14 protein-coding genes and 1 tRNA gene are annotated in these 16,020 nt (G+C 50.7%); 3 read left to right on the top strand and 12 right to left on the bottom strand.

What is annotated here, in order from left to right; translation table 11 throughout:
* Nucleotides 1-45 precede the first annotated feature (45 nt).
* The 8 genes from BLR06_RS19705 to drmA form a co-directional block, all read right to left on the bottom strand.
* Nucleotides 46-126, bottom strand: a tRNA-Ser gene (locus tag BLR06_RS19705).
* A gap of 28 nt (nt 127-154) precedes the next feature.
* On the bottom strand, nt 155-538 hold the full coding sequence (locus tag BLR06_RS19365) for a hypothetical protein (RefSeq protein WP_139164551.1): 384 nt from the start codon (nt 536-538) through the stop codon (nt 155-157).
* A gap of 174 nt (nt 539-712) precedes the next feature.
* A complete protein-coding gene (locus tag BLR06_RS18785; RefSeq protein WP_092075122.1) occupies nt 713-1,573 on the bottom strand; it encodes an HNH endonuclease in 861 nt (286 codons plus the stop codon).
* A gap of 78 nt (nt 1,574-1,651) precedes the next feature.
* A complete protein-coding gene (locus tag BLR06_RS18780; RefSeq protein ID WP_092075121.1) occupies nt 1,652-2,056 on the bottom strand; it encodes a very short patch repair endonuclease in 405 nt (134 codons plus the stop codon).
* A complete protein-coding gene (locus BLR06_RS18775) occupies nt 2,047-3,510 on the bottom strand; it encodes a DNA cytosine methyltransferase (protein ID WP_092075120.1) in 1,464 nt (487 codons plus the stop codon). Before BLR06_RS18775 ends, BLR06_RS18780 begins: the two co-directional genes overlap by 10 nt.
* Nucleotides 3,511-3,627: 117 nt before the next feature.
* The gene (locus tag BLR06_RS18770; protein ID WP_092075119.1) at nt 3,628-4,119 is read right to left on the bottom strand and encodes a phospholipase D family protein; all 492 of its coding nucleotides are present in this window, start codon (nt 4,117-4,119) and stop codon (nt 3,628-3,630) included.
* Nucleotides 4,116-5,921 (bottom strand): DUF1998 domain-containing protein, encoded by a 1,806-nt coding sequence (drmB, locus tag BLR06_RS18765; protein ID WP_217636944.1) that lies wholly within the window; start codon nt 5,919-5,921, stop codon nt 4,116-4,118. The genes BLR06_RS18770 and drmB overlap by 4 nt, the downstream gene beginning before the upstream one ends.
* Before the next feature lie 10 nt (nt 5,922-5,931).
* Nucleotides 5,932-9,885, bottom strand: a complete 3,954-nt coding sequence (drmA, locus tag BLR06_RS18760; RefSeq protein WP_092075117.1) for a DISARM system helicase DrmA — start codon at nt 9,883-9,885, stop codon at nt 5,932-5,934.
* A gap of 155 nt (nt 9,886-10,040) precedes the next feature.
* Between drmA and BLR06_RS19700 the strand changes: the two genes are divergently transcribed.
* Nucleotides 10,041-10,187, top strand: coding sequence for a hypothetical protein (locus BLR06_RS19700; protein WP_173813020.1), 147 nt, complete (start codon nt 10,041-10,043; stop codon nt 10,185-10,187).
* A gap of 455 nt (nt 10,188-10,642) precedes the next feature.
* Here BLR06_RS19700 and BLR06_RS18755 read toward each other — a convergent pair whose 3' ends face one another.
* Complete coding sequence (locus tag BLR06_RS18755; protein WP_092075116.1) at nt 10,643-12,343, bottom strand: hypothetical protein; 1,701 nt, start codon at nt 12,341-12,343, stop codon at nt 10,643-10,645.
* Nucleotides 12,344-13,005: 662 nt separating this feature from the next.
* Between BLR06_RS18755 and BLR06_RS18750 the strand changes: the two genes are divergently transcribed.
* Entirely contained in the window at nt 13,006-13,533 is a 528-nt protein-coding gene (locus tag BLR06_RS18750) for a tyrosine-type recombinase/integrase (RefSeq protein WP_173813022.1), read from the top strand.
* Here the strand turns inward: BLR06_RS18750 and BLR06_RS18745 are convergent.
* The 3 genes from BLR06_RS18745 to BLR06_RS18740 form a co-directional block, all read right to left on the bottom strand.
* On the bottom strand, nt 13,502-13,708 hold the full coding sequence (locus tag BLR06_RS18745; RefSeq protein ID WP_092075114.1) for a hypothetical protein: 207 nt from the start codon (nt 13,706-13,708) through the stop codon (nt 13,502-13,504). The genes BLR06_RS18750 and BLR06_RS18745 overlap by 32 nt on opposite strands.
* Before the next feature lie 203 nt (nt 13,709-13,911).
* The gene (locus BLR06_RS19695) at nt 13,912-14,079 is read right to left on the bottom strand and encodes a hypothetical protein (RefSeq protein ID WP_173813024.1); all 168 of its coding nucleotides are present in this window, start codon (nt 14,077-14,079) and stop codon (nt 13,912-13,914) included.
* Nucleotides 14,066-14,296, bottom strand: a complete 231-nt coding sequence (locus BLR06_RS18740) for a SymE family type I addiction module toxin (RefSeq protein ID WP_092075113.1) — start codon at nt 14,294-14,296, stop codon at nt 14,066-14,068. Before BLR06_RS18740 ends, BLR06_RS19695 begins: the two co-directional genes overlap by 14 nt.
* Nucleotides 14,297-15,142: 846 nt before the next feature.
* On the opposite strand from BLR06_RS18740, the gene BLR06_RS18735 reads away from it, so the two are divergent.
* Nucleotides 15,143-15,517, top strand: coding sequence for a hypothetical protein (locus BLR06_RS18735; protein ID WP_092075112.1), 375 nt, complete (start codon nt 15,143-15,145; stop codon nt 15,515-15,517).
* The last annotated feature ends 503 nt before the right edge of the window (nt 15,518-16,020 follow it).

Here is a 16,020-nt window from a genome sequence, read left to right as displayed (position 1 = left end):
AAAAAGTGTCACAGGCCACCGACCCGCGACACATCTATATTCTCATGGCGACCCCGGCAGGATTCGAACCTGCGACCTTTTGATTCGTAGTCAAATTGGAACGCCATTTTTCGTTTTCAAACTGCCATGAATACTTGATAATGCTGGATTTTCGTCACAGACCGTCACAGAACTTTTTCGCCGTGTTGTTGTACGGTTGTTGTAGTAGAAAACTGACTGAGGGCGGGCAAACCGCGGGGCAGCCCCTGGTTGCCGACTGGCGCTGCCGGGCCTCGTTAGTCAGTTGCATATCGCAAGACTGTCCACCGGTCGAAAACATCGTGACCGTTCTGTTGCTGCCGCCACAAGACTGTGGTGGCTTTTTTATCGTCATCAGCAACTGGTCTGCTGTAAAAAAACGGCCGGCATCCTCCCTGCAAAAACCATACAAGCGGTCCCAACCGCTATCAGCCCGGTAGCCAACACACCACCAGAAAATCAACACCAGCAGGCTGTAATCAGCGCAGTACCGGATCGTGTACCGATCATCCCAGTCCAACGCCTTCCAGTATCAAACCCACAGCGCGGCAAACCGTGTCACCTGCAGCAGCGAAGTGTAGCAGGGCCTTAATATAGCTCATTTCAAATGAATTGCAGTAAACTAACGGAGTGCAGGCGGAATTTTTTCCCTGACTGGCTGCATATTTTGAAATCCCGGTTAGCGTGCCGCGGACTAAACGTTACTGATCAGACAGCTCTCCAGATACTTAACGGTGTTTTTCATGACCAGACGCTCCCGCGTACTGCCAAGTCTGACCAGAATTTTATCTCCCCGGTCAGCCACCTCCACATCACGGCCGTAATGAAGTTTCCGGTGACAGTTGGGACATACAAGAACTACATTATCCGAACACAGTGAACTGGAGGCGCTCAGCGCAATCTGCACCAGATGATGGGCTTCTATATACCGGTCACCGTCCTGTTTGACAAATCCCTCGGCGCCGCATATCTGGCAAAAAGGCCCAAGGAGCTTTTTCAGTGAACCGGTTATCCGAGTACCCCGTTCAATGTGAAGGCTTACCATTCGGTCACGCTTTTGCGGTGAGCATTCTTTATACGCTTCATTCAGCAGCCTGATTGCCTGAAGCGGATCTTCCGCTTTTTCAATAACCCCGGATATATCATCAGTACGCTGCAAGCCCGCAGCAGCCAAAATGGCACTGAAAGCACTTTCCGACAACGGTCTGATTGAATTCTGCCAGGGGGGAGTTTCACTTTTCCGCACACTGGCATACCCCAGGCTTTCATAATACCCGCCTGCCGGATTATAAATGGGAACCCGTCCGGGGAACTGTTTCGCTTCCAGAAACCAGGCATTATAATGCTCACCATCTTCGCACAGTTCAACCTTCCCGATTATGCCTGTTCCAAAATAATACCGTTGTTCTTTCTTTACGCGGTTCCCCTGATAATACAGAAACAAATCCCCCGGGTTAATCTGCCTCCGGTAACGTTTTGGAAAATGGTACACGACGAAAGGCACATCATTATAATCTGAACCTGTATCCACCCGCTGCGACAGAATTATCGGCATACATCCCGACCTCCGTGATCATAAAATAAAAATGCCTTCATGGCCGTTGTTCCGTTTCAACTCCACAAGGCATCAATGTTATCGTTCAGCCAATACTGTTTTGATTACTTCCATTACCGACTCCGTGTTTTTCCTGACTTCATGCTCCCAGAACCGCAGGACCACCCAGCCTGATTCTTCCAGTTCCCGGGTCACTTTCAGGTCCCGTTCCCTGTTTCCGGATATTTTTTTGCGCCAGAACTCCCGGTTGTTTTCCGGCTCCCTGTAACAGGCCGGGCAGGCATGCCAGAAGCATCCGTCAACAAACACAGCGACCTTTTTTCCAACAAAGACAATGTCCGGCTTCCCTGTAATTTTATAATTCACCCGGTATCGGAAACCGGCTGTGAAAAGGAATTTACGCAGTTTAAGCTCAACCCGTGTGTCCCGGCTTTTGATCGCCGCCATGTTTTTGCTGCGGGCTTCCTTAGATTTTACGTCCACTGCAGTTCAGCCTGAATTACCGGATCGGTGCCGGTGGCTTCAGCCTCTTCCTGAATTTCATCCTCATGCAACTCCCCGGAATTCAGCGCACGAAACAGCGATCCGGCAATTGCCATTGCCAAAAGCGGCGGAACAGCATTGCCAATATAGGTATACCGCCTGTTGCCAATGGCCTCAAAGACATAGTCATCGGGAAATGACTGAATTCTGGCAGCCTCTCTCACCGTTATGGTCCGGCCCTGCCTGCCATCCGGATGAATAAAACGATTGCCGTCTTTGGTAAGATGGGCAAAAATTGTGGAGCATGGTTTGTCCCAGGGCAGTTTTTTGTATTTGTCCTCAAAACTGTCCATTTTATATTTGATCAGTGATCCAAGCCGCCGGTTTCTGAGAATATCATGTGTGCCAAAGATTTTGGAAGAAGTCCCTTCTTCCATAAATCTGAACAGAATGATGTCACTCTGTTGCTGACCTCTGGCTATATGCCCGGTTAATACAGGCTCTTCCGATTTGGACATGACAAAACGGAGAAAACTCTTTCTGGATTTGTTCCCGGAGAACAGGCTTCGGTTTAAGGCATTCCAGTGATACTCCGCCGGGTCTGCCCCACTGTTTCGTTTCAGATTTCGCCGTGCAATTTTTTGTTTCCGGGCCTCACAAATAGCAACGCCCTTTTTCTTTTTTCCCGCAGCTGTGCTGGTGATTTGGGGAACCACCGGCGGTAAGTCGCCAATAGCATCCCGCAGTGTCACATATGGCAGCAGTCCGGCGTCCCCGGCCCGTTCCGCCGGGCAGTGAGTGGGCTTTGGAAAAGGATTAAGTCTGTTAAGCCGGTTACCAATAATAATAACCCTCTCCCTTAACTGTGGAACTCCATAGTCTGCCGCATTAAGAATAACAAACTCCGTAGTTATGGCCGGATTGGAACTTCTAAGACAATACCCTGCCTTTTTTAGCCTTCCGGTTATTTTTTCAATATATCGCACACCATTTTTATCCTTTTTGGACAGTATCCCCAGCACATTTTCAAAAACAAAATAAAGAGGCCTGTAATGCGTTACAACCTCAATGTAATGCTCAAAGAGATCATTCCGGTAATCCGTCACATTCTCTTCCTGTTTTTCCGCTGAACCCGAACGGGGGCCGATCATGGAAAAGCTCTGACAGGGAGGTCCTCCGATAATGATGTCCGCTTCAGCGCAGGCCTCATAAAGCTTTTTCTTAACACTGTCCTCACGAATATCACCGCAGATAGTTATTCTCTCTGCTTTATCAGGTTCATAACCCGCCCGGACCAGTGATGAACGAACAGTCGCAATGGCGTTGGCGTCACAGTCAAGTGCCCCGACAATCTCATAGGGATGGTAGTTTTTCTCAGTATACAGTTTAAATCCGAGAGAAAATCCTCCGGCCCCGCAAAAGAGTTCGAGAACTCTGTATTTTTTTTCTGCCATTTGGACCGCCACCCGCCATCTCATAATCAAAATTATTTATTACTATTCGCCAACTTTTACCAAAATCCTGCTACTATAGCCTTTCAGGATTTAAACAGTGCTATTATGTGGTGTGAACTATATTTCCCTGACATAATCGGAATAAAAGATTTCATCAACCACTTTGGCCACAAGCTCAATCGAATCATCACCAATCATGACTGCAATCTCATGGTTAGTCACCATTCCCCGCCATGATAAATTGGCCGAACCAATTATAGCCCTTTTTCTGTCACTTATAATGACTTTTGCGTGAAGATCACTTCCATCAGACGGAGAAAAGTCAAAAACCCTGAAGTTCAAATACGACTGTGACAGTCGGAAAATCGCTTCCCGGATTCCCTGCGGCTGTCCGTCAAACCGGTTTACCAAAATCTTGACATTCACACCACGGTGCAGGAGCGCTTCGAGGCTGTCAATTGTTTCAATGGCACCTGTTCCGATGGAATAAGCCACAATAATAAGTTCCTGACTGGTTTCCTCTATCATCTGGCACACGTTCGAGTGTACAGATTCGATTCCCCTGCCCAGCCATTGTGAGCCGGTGGCTAAATACCGCACCTCTTTCATGGCAAATTATCCGCAAGAATGTTTCTGTCCAGAAACAAATTCCGGTACTCACAGGACGTTTCCGAGATAAGACCACAGGCATAACATGCCGATCCGCTCTGTCGTCCGGGCCTTATCAGTTCTTCCCTGCACAGCGGATCATTTGAACAGGAATTTACATCACGGAGAGCAGTTGCTAATAGGCGGTCGAAGTTCGGTACCAGAGCTATCATTCCACCCAGAGTTCCGTCTCCTCCCGGCTGAGTGGTATAAAGCAGTATCCCCCCGCGGCCCACGGCCGGATTATCAGGATCAGGCCGAAAATAAATCCGCTCCCGCACCGCAGCGGATGAATAACCGGAATCTATTGCAAGTGCATTAATAATCCTGTGTGCCAGTGTGTGCCACCAGACGAAAATCGGGTTTAGTTTGTACAACTCCGCCGTCCCCGCTTCCAGGCCATGATTCTGTGGATTGTTTTGTGCATTGACCCAGCTGGCGGCAGCCACACCATTTAAGGCAAAGTGCTCCGGAAAATTCAGGCTGTCATTTTCCGGGGCAAGATCAATAAAAATACCTTCTCCAAACAGTTCCACTCCGGGATACCACATTTTTGTCCCGTCATGATATCCGACCGTAATTTCTCTGGATGCATAGTCCAGTCGCCGATAACCTTTTTGAACCATAACAACCCGTAACCTGCTGACAGGGGTAATTCTCAAAAGATGTCTGCCTGGACCGGCAAATGTGCGAACATCCGGCCGGACTACCTCAAACAGGGGAGGTCCGCCCGGTGTGCTGGCCGGACTTACGGGAGCCCCTCTGCTGGCCGCCGACTGCAACCGGCTAAATTCATCATTTCTGAAATCATGTTCAGACTCATAATGTACATCATCCAGAACCTCTCTCACAACCTGGTGAATTATATTTTCTCTGCAGGAAACTATCCGGGTATATTCATCCCTGGTTAAGTAACCATCATCAACCAGATCCTCAAATGTTCCCCTTAATTCCTCAATGGACGGATTGCCATTCCGGTATAAGGCCCGGATTGCTCCTCTCAGCACAGAACGGCCGAGAATCTGGTGAAGACGGGTGGCACGGTCAGGTATGGTCAGCGCTGTCACTATCTCTGAAAGCCGGAGATTGGCTGCCCCTCTTTGTATCATTTTTGCTTCAGAATCACATCCCGGACGCTGGGTGCCCTGCTCGGGAAAACGTCCGGTGCATCGCAAATCCATTGAGTACGCAAAACCAAGATTAATATTCCCGCCACAGTCCGGACAACGGATTGTCACATTACGGAGAGATCCGCCGCCGCCCTCCCATATCAGGCTCCTGGGCCTGCAGTTATGATTGTGATTTCCCATATGAACAAGACTAACCCACGGAACATCGTCCAAATGACCTTCCGGGCAGGCCATAACAAAACGGATAGCTTCCCGTCGCGACTTTTTCCACGCCTCACTTGTTGAGTAAGTATCGCAGCCGGAACACCCCCGGGTATCCCCGTATCTCAGCTGATACAATCTGTTGTGCACAGTACAAAGTGACCATGATGGAAATGTTGAGGTTTCATACAGAGGCTGCGAATCATTAACCCCGATTTCCGCATTGGCCGGTATTCTCATTATGCCGGCTCCGTCAAGCAATCCCATTGAAAGCCGCGGTTCCACAATTTCCAGCTCCAGCGGACTTTTATGTCTTGGTATTCCTGAATTTTCAATTGATGCTATTATCCTTGGGCCTCCGGGCCCCTCAAGTAAGGCACCCGGCCCGTAGGTGGTAATATACTGGGAGGGCCTGATTTGCTGACCGGCCACATGGCTCACCTCAAGTCTTAAAAGTTGTCGTGCCTTCCACACTCCTCATGGATTGCGGAACGTTTTCAAAAGCCATATCAAGATTTTGAAAAAAATGCTGGAGATCTCCCAGAACAACAGGATAAATTGGCGTTCTGGTCATGGAACTTTCACTGTAAAGCAACTGATCCGGATACCGGCGGGCAATATTCTCCCATTCGTCAAGCAGAGCCCTGATTTCCCGCCGGACGGAATCAATATCCGCCTGGCGCCCTGGCGGCTGGTTCTGAGCCCGTTGTTCGATCAGACTGATTAGTGCCCGCACATCATTACCAAGCCGTGCATTTCTCATACTGGCAGCCCCGGAATCGTACTGGCGGTTGTTCAGCCTTTGCTCATGCCTCCAGTCCCTTGAAACTCTGACACCGCTGATTGTTCTGGCCAGGCGCAGCAATGCAACAGCCAGCGGGCCGAAGGTCTTTTCACGGGCTCTCGGGGAAAAGGGAGCAACTGATACCGGCTCAACAAACTTATACAAAGCCCGGTGGTAACCGGTAAAAAATTCATAATGATCAAGGTCGCGCGGACGACTGGCGCGGAAAAAAGCTATGCTTAATCCGCCCCGTGACCGGCCAACCCGCCCGGTTGCCTGAATATAGGAAGACGTTGACTTTGGCTGCCCTGCCACAACCATCAGCCGAAGACGGTCAATGTCAACACCGGTGCCAAACATACTTGTGGCGACGGCAAAATCCTCCGCAGTTCCGGCCATCACCGGTGATGAAAGACGCTCCAGCAGTCCGGGCAGTTCCATTGAATCACTTCGTCCTGATAATTCAAGGGGACTCTCTCTTAACAGCCTTGCCGCAGTGCCAAATCGTCCGCGCATCCTTTCCCTGATATCCTGACGATAAAGAGCCACTGCCCCGGCTAGTTCACGCACCGCATTAAAATAACCGACAACTGTGTGGAATCCGTCCACATCCGGCAGTTCGGCACCTGATCTCACCATTTCCTCCGTACTCTGAAACAGAGAGGAAAAAATCCTGATCAGCGGAGTCTGGGCACCTTTACCCGGAGCGCAGATGCCAACGTAAAGCCTTCCTGCGCCTGCAGCCTCAAGCGGATGTGTTTCCGGTGAAACAGAGAAGAAATTATCCTCCACATTTATTCCCGAAGCCGGAAACTGTGCCAGCCTTCTCGTAAAGAGTGACTGTACCTGCGGGCCGGCGCAACGGACTGTTGCGGTGGATGTCACATACTTGGGACCAAATTTTCTGTTGTTCACATACACGGAACAAAGTTCATCCACCACTGTCTCATAAAGCCCAAACAGGCTACCCAGCGGCCCCTCAATCAGATGAAGCTCATCCTGGATAATCATGACCGGAGGGGCAAATGGAGGTACTGCCTTATGCAGGACCGATCTGGTATTGTACCCACCCGGATGAAATTGCAGACTGTCACACAGACCTCTGTCAGTGGATGGTGGGCAGGTTTCCCTGTAATAGCCCCATCTTGCGTGATAGAATTCGACATTGCCAAAAACGCCCGCAGCCAAAGGCTCAAAGGGCATCTGGGCCAGTTTGTCGGCTGTTGCAATCACCATGGACGGACAACGGTGATAAATCTGATCATCCACCGTATAGGCCGGAATTACGACCCGGGATGAATAGTTTGGGTGGCCGGGGATTTTAAATGGCTCAGGTATATCCTGATATTCCGTCTCCGCCTGACCGGAAACAGTCTGTGCGGCCACACTCACAGGCACTCTTTCGCTCCAGGCATGACTGTTTAAACCACATTCCGGGTTCGGGCAAATCACGTCAAAACAATATCCTTTGGGATTGGTCTGCTGGTTTATAAAATGCCTTATAAAATATCCGGGACGCGTGGAATGAGCACTGTATAATCTAACATCCGTTCCAAGGACCGGCAGAAGCCTATGCCTCCAGAAAGCCTCTATCCCTGCCGGACTTATTTTTTGGTCGGCGGGTACTTCTATTTCAACCAGAACTGTGTGATACATTACACTGTGCCGGATCACAGACGCTCTCTGAACAGTCGCCCCCTCCAAAACAAGGTCTGATAAATCAGGAGTGGTAATTTCCCTGCCCCTTACCAGCAGATACAGCCTGTGCCTTCCCTGACCCAGACCGTCGCGCGGCACAGCAAGAATAGTATTGCAGCACGGGCAGGTTAACACCTGGGCAGGCTCACCGTAATTTTCCTCCGAAGGATTTTTCAGAATAGCCAGGGCACCCGGGATCATCTGAATACGATTATTCTCGTCACGGAAGGTAATTGACTGTATACTGTTCGGAGTTACATTCTTACCAACCCATAAACCGATTGAGATTCTTTCCCCGCCCCAGATATAGTCATCAGTTAATTCACAGGCAGTAGGGCGCCACCCAATACTCCCTGCCGGGGTGTTCAGTCCCCACACCCGAAGGAACTCTGCCGCTGTTATAGCTTTCAGTGCTCTCCTGTACTGCTGAATCGTAAGCAGACGCAGTGTATAGCGTGATATCACATTTACCCCTGCACCATGCTTGTGCCCTGCCCTGTCGGTATTTGCCCTTCTTCGCTGAAGTGCAATGGCAAAAACTGCAAGACCCAGATAACTTTCTGTTTTGCCGCCGCCTGTGGGAAACCAAAGTAAATCAACCATATCACGACCGGGATCCTCGGGATTATGAATGGCGCACAGATTCTGCAAAATAAATGCAAGCTGAAATGGCCGCCAGTTATTTATCCGCCCATAGGACCATTCTGCCTGCAGGGCCATCACTCTGTTGGCAAAACAGAACGCCAGCCTTGTTTCCTCATCTGCGCAAAGCAGGCTGATACCCTGTTCAATCCTTGAGATTGAGGCTTCAATTTCAGCAAGATTGGTCTGAATTACCGTTTCATATTCAGTCTCAATCTCTCTGGCACAAATTCTCTGCTCTTCCAGCCAGTTGCGATACCCCTCTGCCAGAGGCTGCAGTGCCGTCCTGATATCCTCCGGAACCCAGAATTCTGCCAGTTGCCGGGGATTAAACTCAGGTTCCGGACCATACCGGATTCTCCATGTCATACCAGGCGCACCGACAGGATAACTGGGAACATAGTCCGTCCGAAGTGTCGGTGTGGTAAATTTGACACGCAGATCATCGGGCACTATACCACCGTCTGTCCAGATAAATGGCGGAAAAGAAGGAGAGGAACATCCGGAACACGGTCTCTGAATGTCAATTGCACTCCAGGTTACACCGGTCAGATGACCTCTGGCAAGAGCAGGTCTGTTACGGTACATAAGCTCAAGTGACAAATCCTCTGTGTTATCGTTTCCGGCATTAAGCCGATCGCTGATACCCCTGAGTGGAATTACCTGTGTTCCTTCACTGCATACGATTCTGATTTCAGGCTGAAAAATATGCTTCGTGGTATCCGGTCTTTGGCCGGATACCACCTCCGTCCGGTTTACAAGATATACTGAAATACGAAAAATTGTATCTGCTACCGGGGTTACCCGCAGAGAAAATGCAACACCGGGATCAGCTTCGCTTCTCCATTCGTCATCCTGTAACACGTCAACCCGCCTGTAGTTGTAAAAAGGCTGGCGCTGCCATCCTCCCGGCCTGACGTATCTGGCCCAGGTGCTGCAAATTTCTATTGGGTTTTCTCCGGTAGCCTGAATAACAAAAGAGAGCCCCATCGATTTAGCCAGTGACTTGGGATCCAGAGAAGGAGAAGAGCAAATCTCAGATGCTATACCGGCTGCACCCGTTTCTCCCCCATCTCCGTCCTCATCATAGTCACCTGGTAATAATTCAGCCTCTGCGTCAGGGTCTCTCTCTGCTATCGTATCCATTGGCGCAAGAACACCAATTATGTATTCATCACGCGGATCCGTCCGGTCAGGAAACTGTTCCGCAATGCCTTCCCGGGGTCCCAGCACTTCTCGTACCAAATCACCTAAAATTCGAGCTCTTTCCACAGGGAGCACCTCCGTGATCAGTAAAAAAGTATATATTATGTATAATATTGGCTATACAGACTTCAAATCCTGTTAATTTCAACTAACAAATCAGAATATATTACACCAATTAATGATATAATGAGTTTATTCCACAGTGAGGTGATAATCTGTTTATGTATTTACAAACATTTGATTTATATTCTGCTGATGCGCCGCGCAACAATATTGACGCCGCAATAAAGCAGTTTGATTCTGAAGCACGCTATATTGTCACCACTTCCTGGCTTATAACAACATCTGTCGATATTAATATCTTTTAAGTAACACTGGCATCGCCTTCAAAGCTCTCCTGTAAAGCAGGGGAGTTTTTTTTAAATAAAAAGGCGCCGGAATCAACCGGCAGCCGCCCTGCAAAATAACGACAGCAGTAAGCCGTGGTTGGCGCAGTACCGGATTCTCGGCCGTTTATCCCGATCTCGGTCCACAACGTTCAGTAGCAAACCGACAATGCGGCCACCCTTCACCGTCTAACCAGATAGGCCCACATGCCTGCCTCCCGCGTATCGTCAGCGGCTCCCGGCGCCGTCACTCTCCAAAAGAACGCGTGAGTAAACCTTTCCTTATGCTAAAATCCCGGCGCGGCACACCGTGTCACCCGCAGGGGCGCAAGCGAGAGCGGAGCAGGCGCAGCCTTGACCGGTGTGATATCATAAAGACCGGCGGCGGGGATTCAGCAGTACCCGGAAAATACACACCTTTGTTTGACAGCACAATCTCAATCCGCACTATATGGAGCAATTTCTATATCTGTTTCTTTTGCGTGAAATAATTGGCCTTTTTGTTCAGGTAGCCTGTTATATGGGTTGTCTTCCTTTAATTTTTTTATTAACGTCTCAAGACTTCTAAAAGTTGTGCTATCTTCATCATACAATCTTTGGAGCTGGAGCCATAGAACCCATTCCGCCCTGTCGTCCGGTTTGTCAAGACCTGAAAAGTGTGCTGAATATTTCCCGGCAACAATTAAGCTGAACTTGTCAAAATCAATCTGTTTTTCCTTTAATCCCAGCATACTGGCCAGTTTTCGTCTGTCTTTCTTACCCAGCCATATCGTCATATCGTTGATCCATCTGTTAGTCTCCCTGAGAAAATTCTGCATTCTGCTCTGCCTTCTTCCAATATTGCGACCATATTGCTCCTGCCATTTTAACTGAAAGAATATAATTTGGCCTGTAGCTTTTTCAACAATACAAGCGTCTATATCGGTTATAGTTTTCCCGTCAGACTGGACCGGAAGATTATGGCCAATTTTAATATACAACGAATCATCAAACAAATTATATAAATCATTCCGGAATTGACTTTCACGCTCAAGTATGTTTCTATCCCAGTCCTTCTGAAACTTCCGGTTTAATTCCCCCATCAGAAAAGTATATATACCGCTTAAAGCACCGGCAATTGAAAATACCAGCTGTGTTTTTGAAACAATAATGTATGGCATAAGCAGATAATCCATGTTTCTCCTGTGAAAACTGTATTTCTCATAGGTTAATGTAAAACAGTCGAGGACTTGTCTGGCATCATTCCTGCTAATTCCACACGCAATGCAGAACACTTCAACCATTTCGCTTATATCCCTGTTTATTGTAAGTACATTCACAAAGGCTATTTTCCGGTGTTTCTGTGTTAATAATTGTGCATAGGCAATATGTTTCAACGCAAAACTGATAATTAACACGGCACTGCGTATATAAATAGAATAGGGAATTCCTCCAAATTTTACATCACCGGGAAAGCATTCAAACTGAAAAGTTCTTTCCATGTATAATTCAGCCAACCTTATATAGTACTCATCAATTTCCGGGTTTGTATCATAACTAATGAAGTGTTTTCTCCTTGGCTTTACATACTTACGCATTCGCTTAGTGATTTTTGCCCTTTGATCAGAATCTGTTTTTACAGCCTCCTCCTGCGCTTTTATAATTTTCTCAGTCCGTATCATATCTTCCATTATCTCCAGGTTTTCAAGCCCCATATATCTGTTAACAAAGCGAAAACATAGCTTATGTTCTGATTTCCCAGTATATTCAATCAGGTTATATTTACAATAATCTTTTATCCGGTTAAAAAAACCAATTTCTCCACAAAATATTATTAAAGCATGAATTTTTTCCACCTCTTGTGTTAAAAAGGTTGGTGCAAATTCATTTTTTGTAAAATCACAGAATACCTGATCAAACAATATATTAATGCCTTCCAGATAGTACGGTTGGTTCGGTTTTAATTGCTCATGCTGTTCCCTGCTACCAAACATAATATAAAAAAAACATAAATTGGCAACTTTTATCACATCTAAAATTTCAAATTGCCTGTCAAGTAAAGTGCAGTTATTATATCTTTGACTTAATAGCGCCTTACGCTTATCAATAGTTTCATCAATAACGGAATCGACTTCACCAATTGTACCTGTCTTTATCAAATCTGCGCACCTCTCATTCCGATCCTTCAAAAGCAGTCCAAGCAAACTGCATGTTTTTACATTTTCGCTAAACGGATTCCCATTCCCTTCGGGGATTGATATTCAACAGATGGTCAACACCATCAAGGACAATGGCGGCGGGCCGCGCCTGGCCGAACTGGCCTTTACCGTCCTGCGCATTGCCCTGAACAAGCTTTTATGAAGATATCCTCCACTGGCTGCCCTTCAAAACCGTGTCCCTGCCCAAAAGCGCCGAAAAGAGTTTGTACCATTAAGCAGCGCAGAGTGGACGCACCTGTTTACGGAAGCCAGGGCCGACGCGGCAATGTATACTGCCCTGTCCCTGGAATGGGCCACCGGTATCAGCCGCTCCGAACTATTCAGATTGAAGTGAATAGACTTCGATTTCACCACTGACAGCGTCATTATCCAGCGGGCCGACATCATCACCGACGACGGCCCGGAACTCAATGACCCCAAAACCGACTTCCGGCAGCGCCTCTTGCCGCTGCCGGAAGTCATCATGCTTGAGGTTAAGCGGCTTCAGGCACGCCAGGCAGCCGCTATTACCGCCAGTAAGGCTGACGGCCGGCCCTGGGAGGATAAGGCCTGGTATTCCCCAATTCCTTCGGCAAACTCCAGGACCCGCGCAACTGGTCCAAATGATTTCAACTCCTGGTCAAAACGGCGACCTTACTATCACCTTTCATAAACTGCGGCACGATTACGCCAGCCGCCTCTCGGCAAGCGGCGTCAGTATCAAAGACGCCCAGTACCGGCTGGGCCACAGTACCATACAAATGTTGCTCAATGTCTACACCCACAGGATATCCGGCGGGCAGGAACAAATTGCCTCATGGCTCAATGCATTGTTTCCGACTGCCCCCTCGACCATGAAACACCACTTCATTGACCGTTTGGAAAATGCAGTTTCCGCCGCGTTGTTGTACGGTTGTTGTAGCAGAAAACGACTGAGGGCGGGCAAACCGCGGGGCAGCCCCCGGTTGCCGCCCGGCGCAGCCGGGCCGCGTCAGTCAGTTGCATCCTGCAAGAATGTCCTCCTGCAGCAACATCGTGCCTGGTCTGTCACCGCCCCCGCAGCGTTGTGGGGGCTTTTTTATCTTCACCAGGCTGCTGCCCGCAAAAAAACTGCCGGCATTACCGGCAGCCTCCCTGCAAAAACTGCATAAACGCCCCCAAAACCAGCAGCCCGCCGGCCAGCGCCGCCAGCCAGAACACCGACAGCAGCAGGCTGTGGCCGGCGCAGTACCAGACACTTTCCTGGTCGTCCCGTCCCAGGGCGTGCCAGTAGCAAATCCACAGCGCGGCCTCCACCCGCCACCGCCTGTCCAGATAGTCCCGCATACCCCGCACCTCCCGCGCAGCGCCAGCAGTTCCCCGCCGCCGTCACCTTGGCGCGGCACACCGCGTCACCCGCAGGGGCGCAGCGCAGCGGAGCAGGCGCAGCCTTGACCGGTGTGGCATCCTGAATAAGCCGGCGGCGGGACAACGTAGACTTAGCACTGGCCTCCCGGTCGCAGAACCCTGCCGCGCCAAACGGCGAAGCCCTAATCCGGGATGAAGCCGTAACAGGTCACCCGTGCCTGGTAGTATTTCAGGGCAGCCCGCGTCAGCTCTACCCGTATCCATTCCGAACCGTCCGGGCTGGTGACCAGCCGGCCGCAGAGAACCCTGCTGCTTTGCAGTTTCTTCCTGACCTGCTCAACGGTCAGCATCGTTACCGCCTACCGTTCCCCGGCGGCATGGCTCCGGCAAGGGGCGGGCCTTGATGAACAGGCTGCCCTTGTTTTCTTGCACTTCGATTTTAGCGCCGGGTAAAAAGCCAAGCTCCTGCAGCCATTTGCCCTGCAAACGGATTAATGGCCGGGTCGCGCCGTTCTGATAGGTATAGTAGACGGTGAGGATGCGAGTACTCTTTCCCATAATAGCCATACTATATTCCCCCTGTGCCAGCCAGCGCCGGACCGGGCCCCCGGCCAACAGGGGGCCGGATTGCCGGCAACATGGCCTTGATAGGGGGAAATTAAAAAGCGCATGCAAGGGTTTATCCCTACACATGCGCTTGGCTTCGTCGTGTGCTCCATTCCCGTACTCAGTAGCCGTCGCCTACCGGCTACAACAGAAAGGCGTTCAATCGTATGTAAGACGCCTGCCTCTCCGTTGACAGTAAGAGTAGCGAGGAATAGGCTCCATCGTCTGCTGCGTCAAGTCGCACACAATCAGCACCCGCCCTGCCGGCAGCTCCTGTCATACGCTGCGCCGCGCTTGTATTCAAGCGGCGGGCATTGTATAATAGAATTGTCGCCGTGGACAGCTTGCTGTTACGTGTAGGTGTCTTCGGCACCTTGCGCGTGCCTGAAAGTGCGCCAACACTTTCGGGTCGCGGCGGCTTTTTAATTTCCACCTAGTTCCATTATAGCGCATCTGCACCGAATTGCAAGTAAACTGGACCGGCCAACGGGGATTTTTTCCGGAATGCTTGCATATTCTTGTGCCGATGGGTATAATATAAGAAAAGGACTGACGTGTTGCAAGCACGCCAGCCCTCACAGGCTGTCTAACCGGAAAACGGTTAGCCCAAAACTGCGTTATTTAAGAAATAACCGCCGCTTTTGAGCAGGGGCGGTTATTTCTTTTTGGTTGTGACTAATACCATAAGCGTGGCAAATGCAATCGCAAATGTCAATGCTTCGTAAATCGTCATCATACCACCCCCTTCCTGTAACAGGAAGGGGCTAACCGTCCCCCGAGCAGCCTGTACCGTCAGTATAGCATATTTTGCCAAAACTGAAAAAGAAAAATTTTTCCGGCTATGCGTGCCGCTCCCACTGGATGAGGGCGGCCTTTTTATTTCCCGCCGCGCAGTTCGCGGCTCCCTTGCTGCCGGCAGGCCCGTCGCACGGAACACGGCGGCACGGGTTTGGCCGCCGTGGCCGGTGCGCTTTCCTTACCGACGCCAGGGAGCAGGCCCGGCTTACGCTGGGCGGCCGCGCGCCTTTGGCGGCAGCACAGGGTAAGCCGCTTGGGGCAGACAGCGTGGCAGCGCCGGCTTTCCCCCTCCCGTTTGTTCGCCGGGAGGGGGTCAGGGGGTGGGTCCGTCCCAGCGGAACCGGGCCGTCTGCCGCCGCCGCCGTCTTGCTGCCTCTTAGCTGAGTGAAGGGCCCTGCCGCGGCCGCGTACCCCCCAATTTGTTCGGCCGCTCCTTAGCGGGGGGTTTGGGGGGTAGTCCTTCCCGCAGGGCGCCCGCAGTCCTCCCTTCCCCCCGGATTTCAATCGCGGCCCACCGCTTTGGACGGCAACGCCATTCAGGTGGGATGGGGGGGCTCGGGGGGAAGGGAGGACGGAGAGTGGACACGCGCCTTTGGTGTCCACGGGGCGGGACGGGCGCGGCCGCGGCAGGGAACGAACGGCGGTTGCCGCTTGGCCAGGCGAGTGGCGGCAGGTGGCCCGGTGGAGCGGTTTGGTCGCCGCCGTTCTCCGGGCTGCGTGCTTTGTTGTCGTTCCCGGCGGCCGGCGGGACGCCCGGCTGGGTCGGCCGGTGGTGCTCAGGCCGGTCCGGCCGGAGTGTCCTGCCGGGGCCCCGCGCAGCGTGCGGGGCCAGCCGCCGTAGTCCCGGCTTCCGGACGCGCTGCCATTGCAAAGCCTATCTGAAACGA

Source organism: Dendrosporobacter quercicolus (assembly GCF_900104455.1).
In the GTDB taxonomy this organism is placed as follows: domain Bacteria; phylum Bacillota; class Negativicutes; order DSM-1736; family Dendrosporobacteraceae; genus Dendrosporobacter; species Dendrosporobacter quercicolus.
This window is presented reverse-complemented; position numbering and strand designations above follow the sequence as displayed.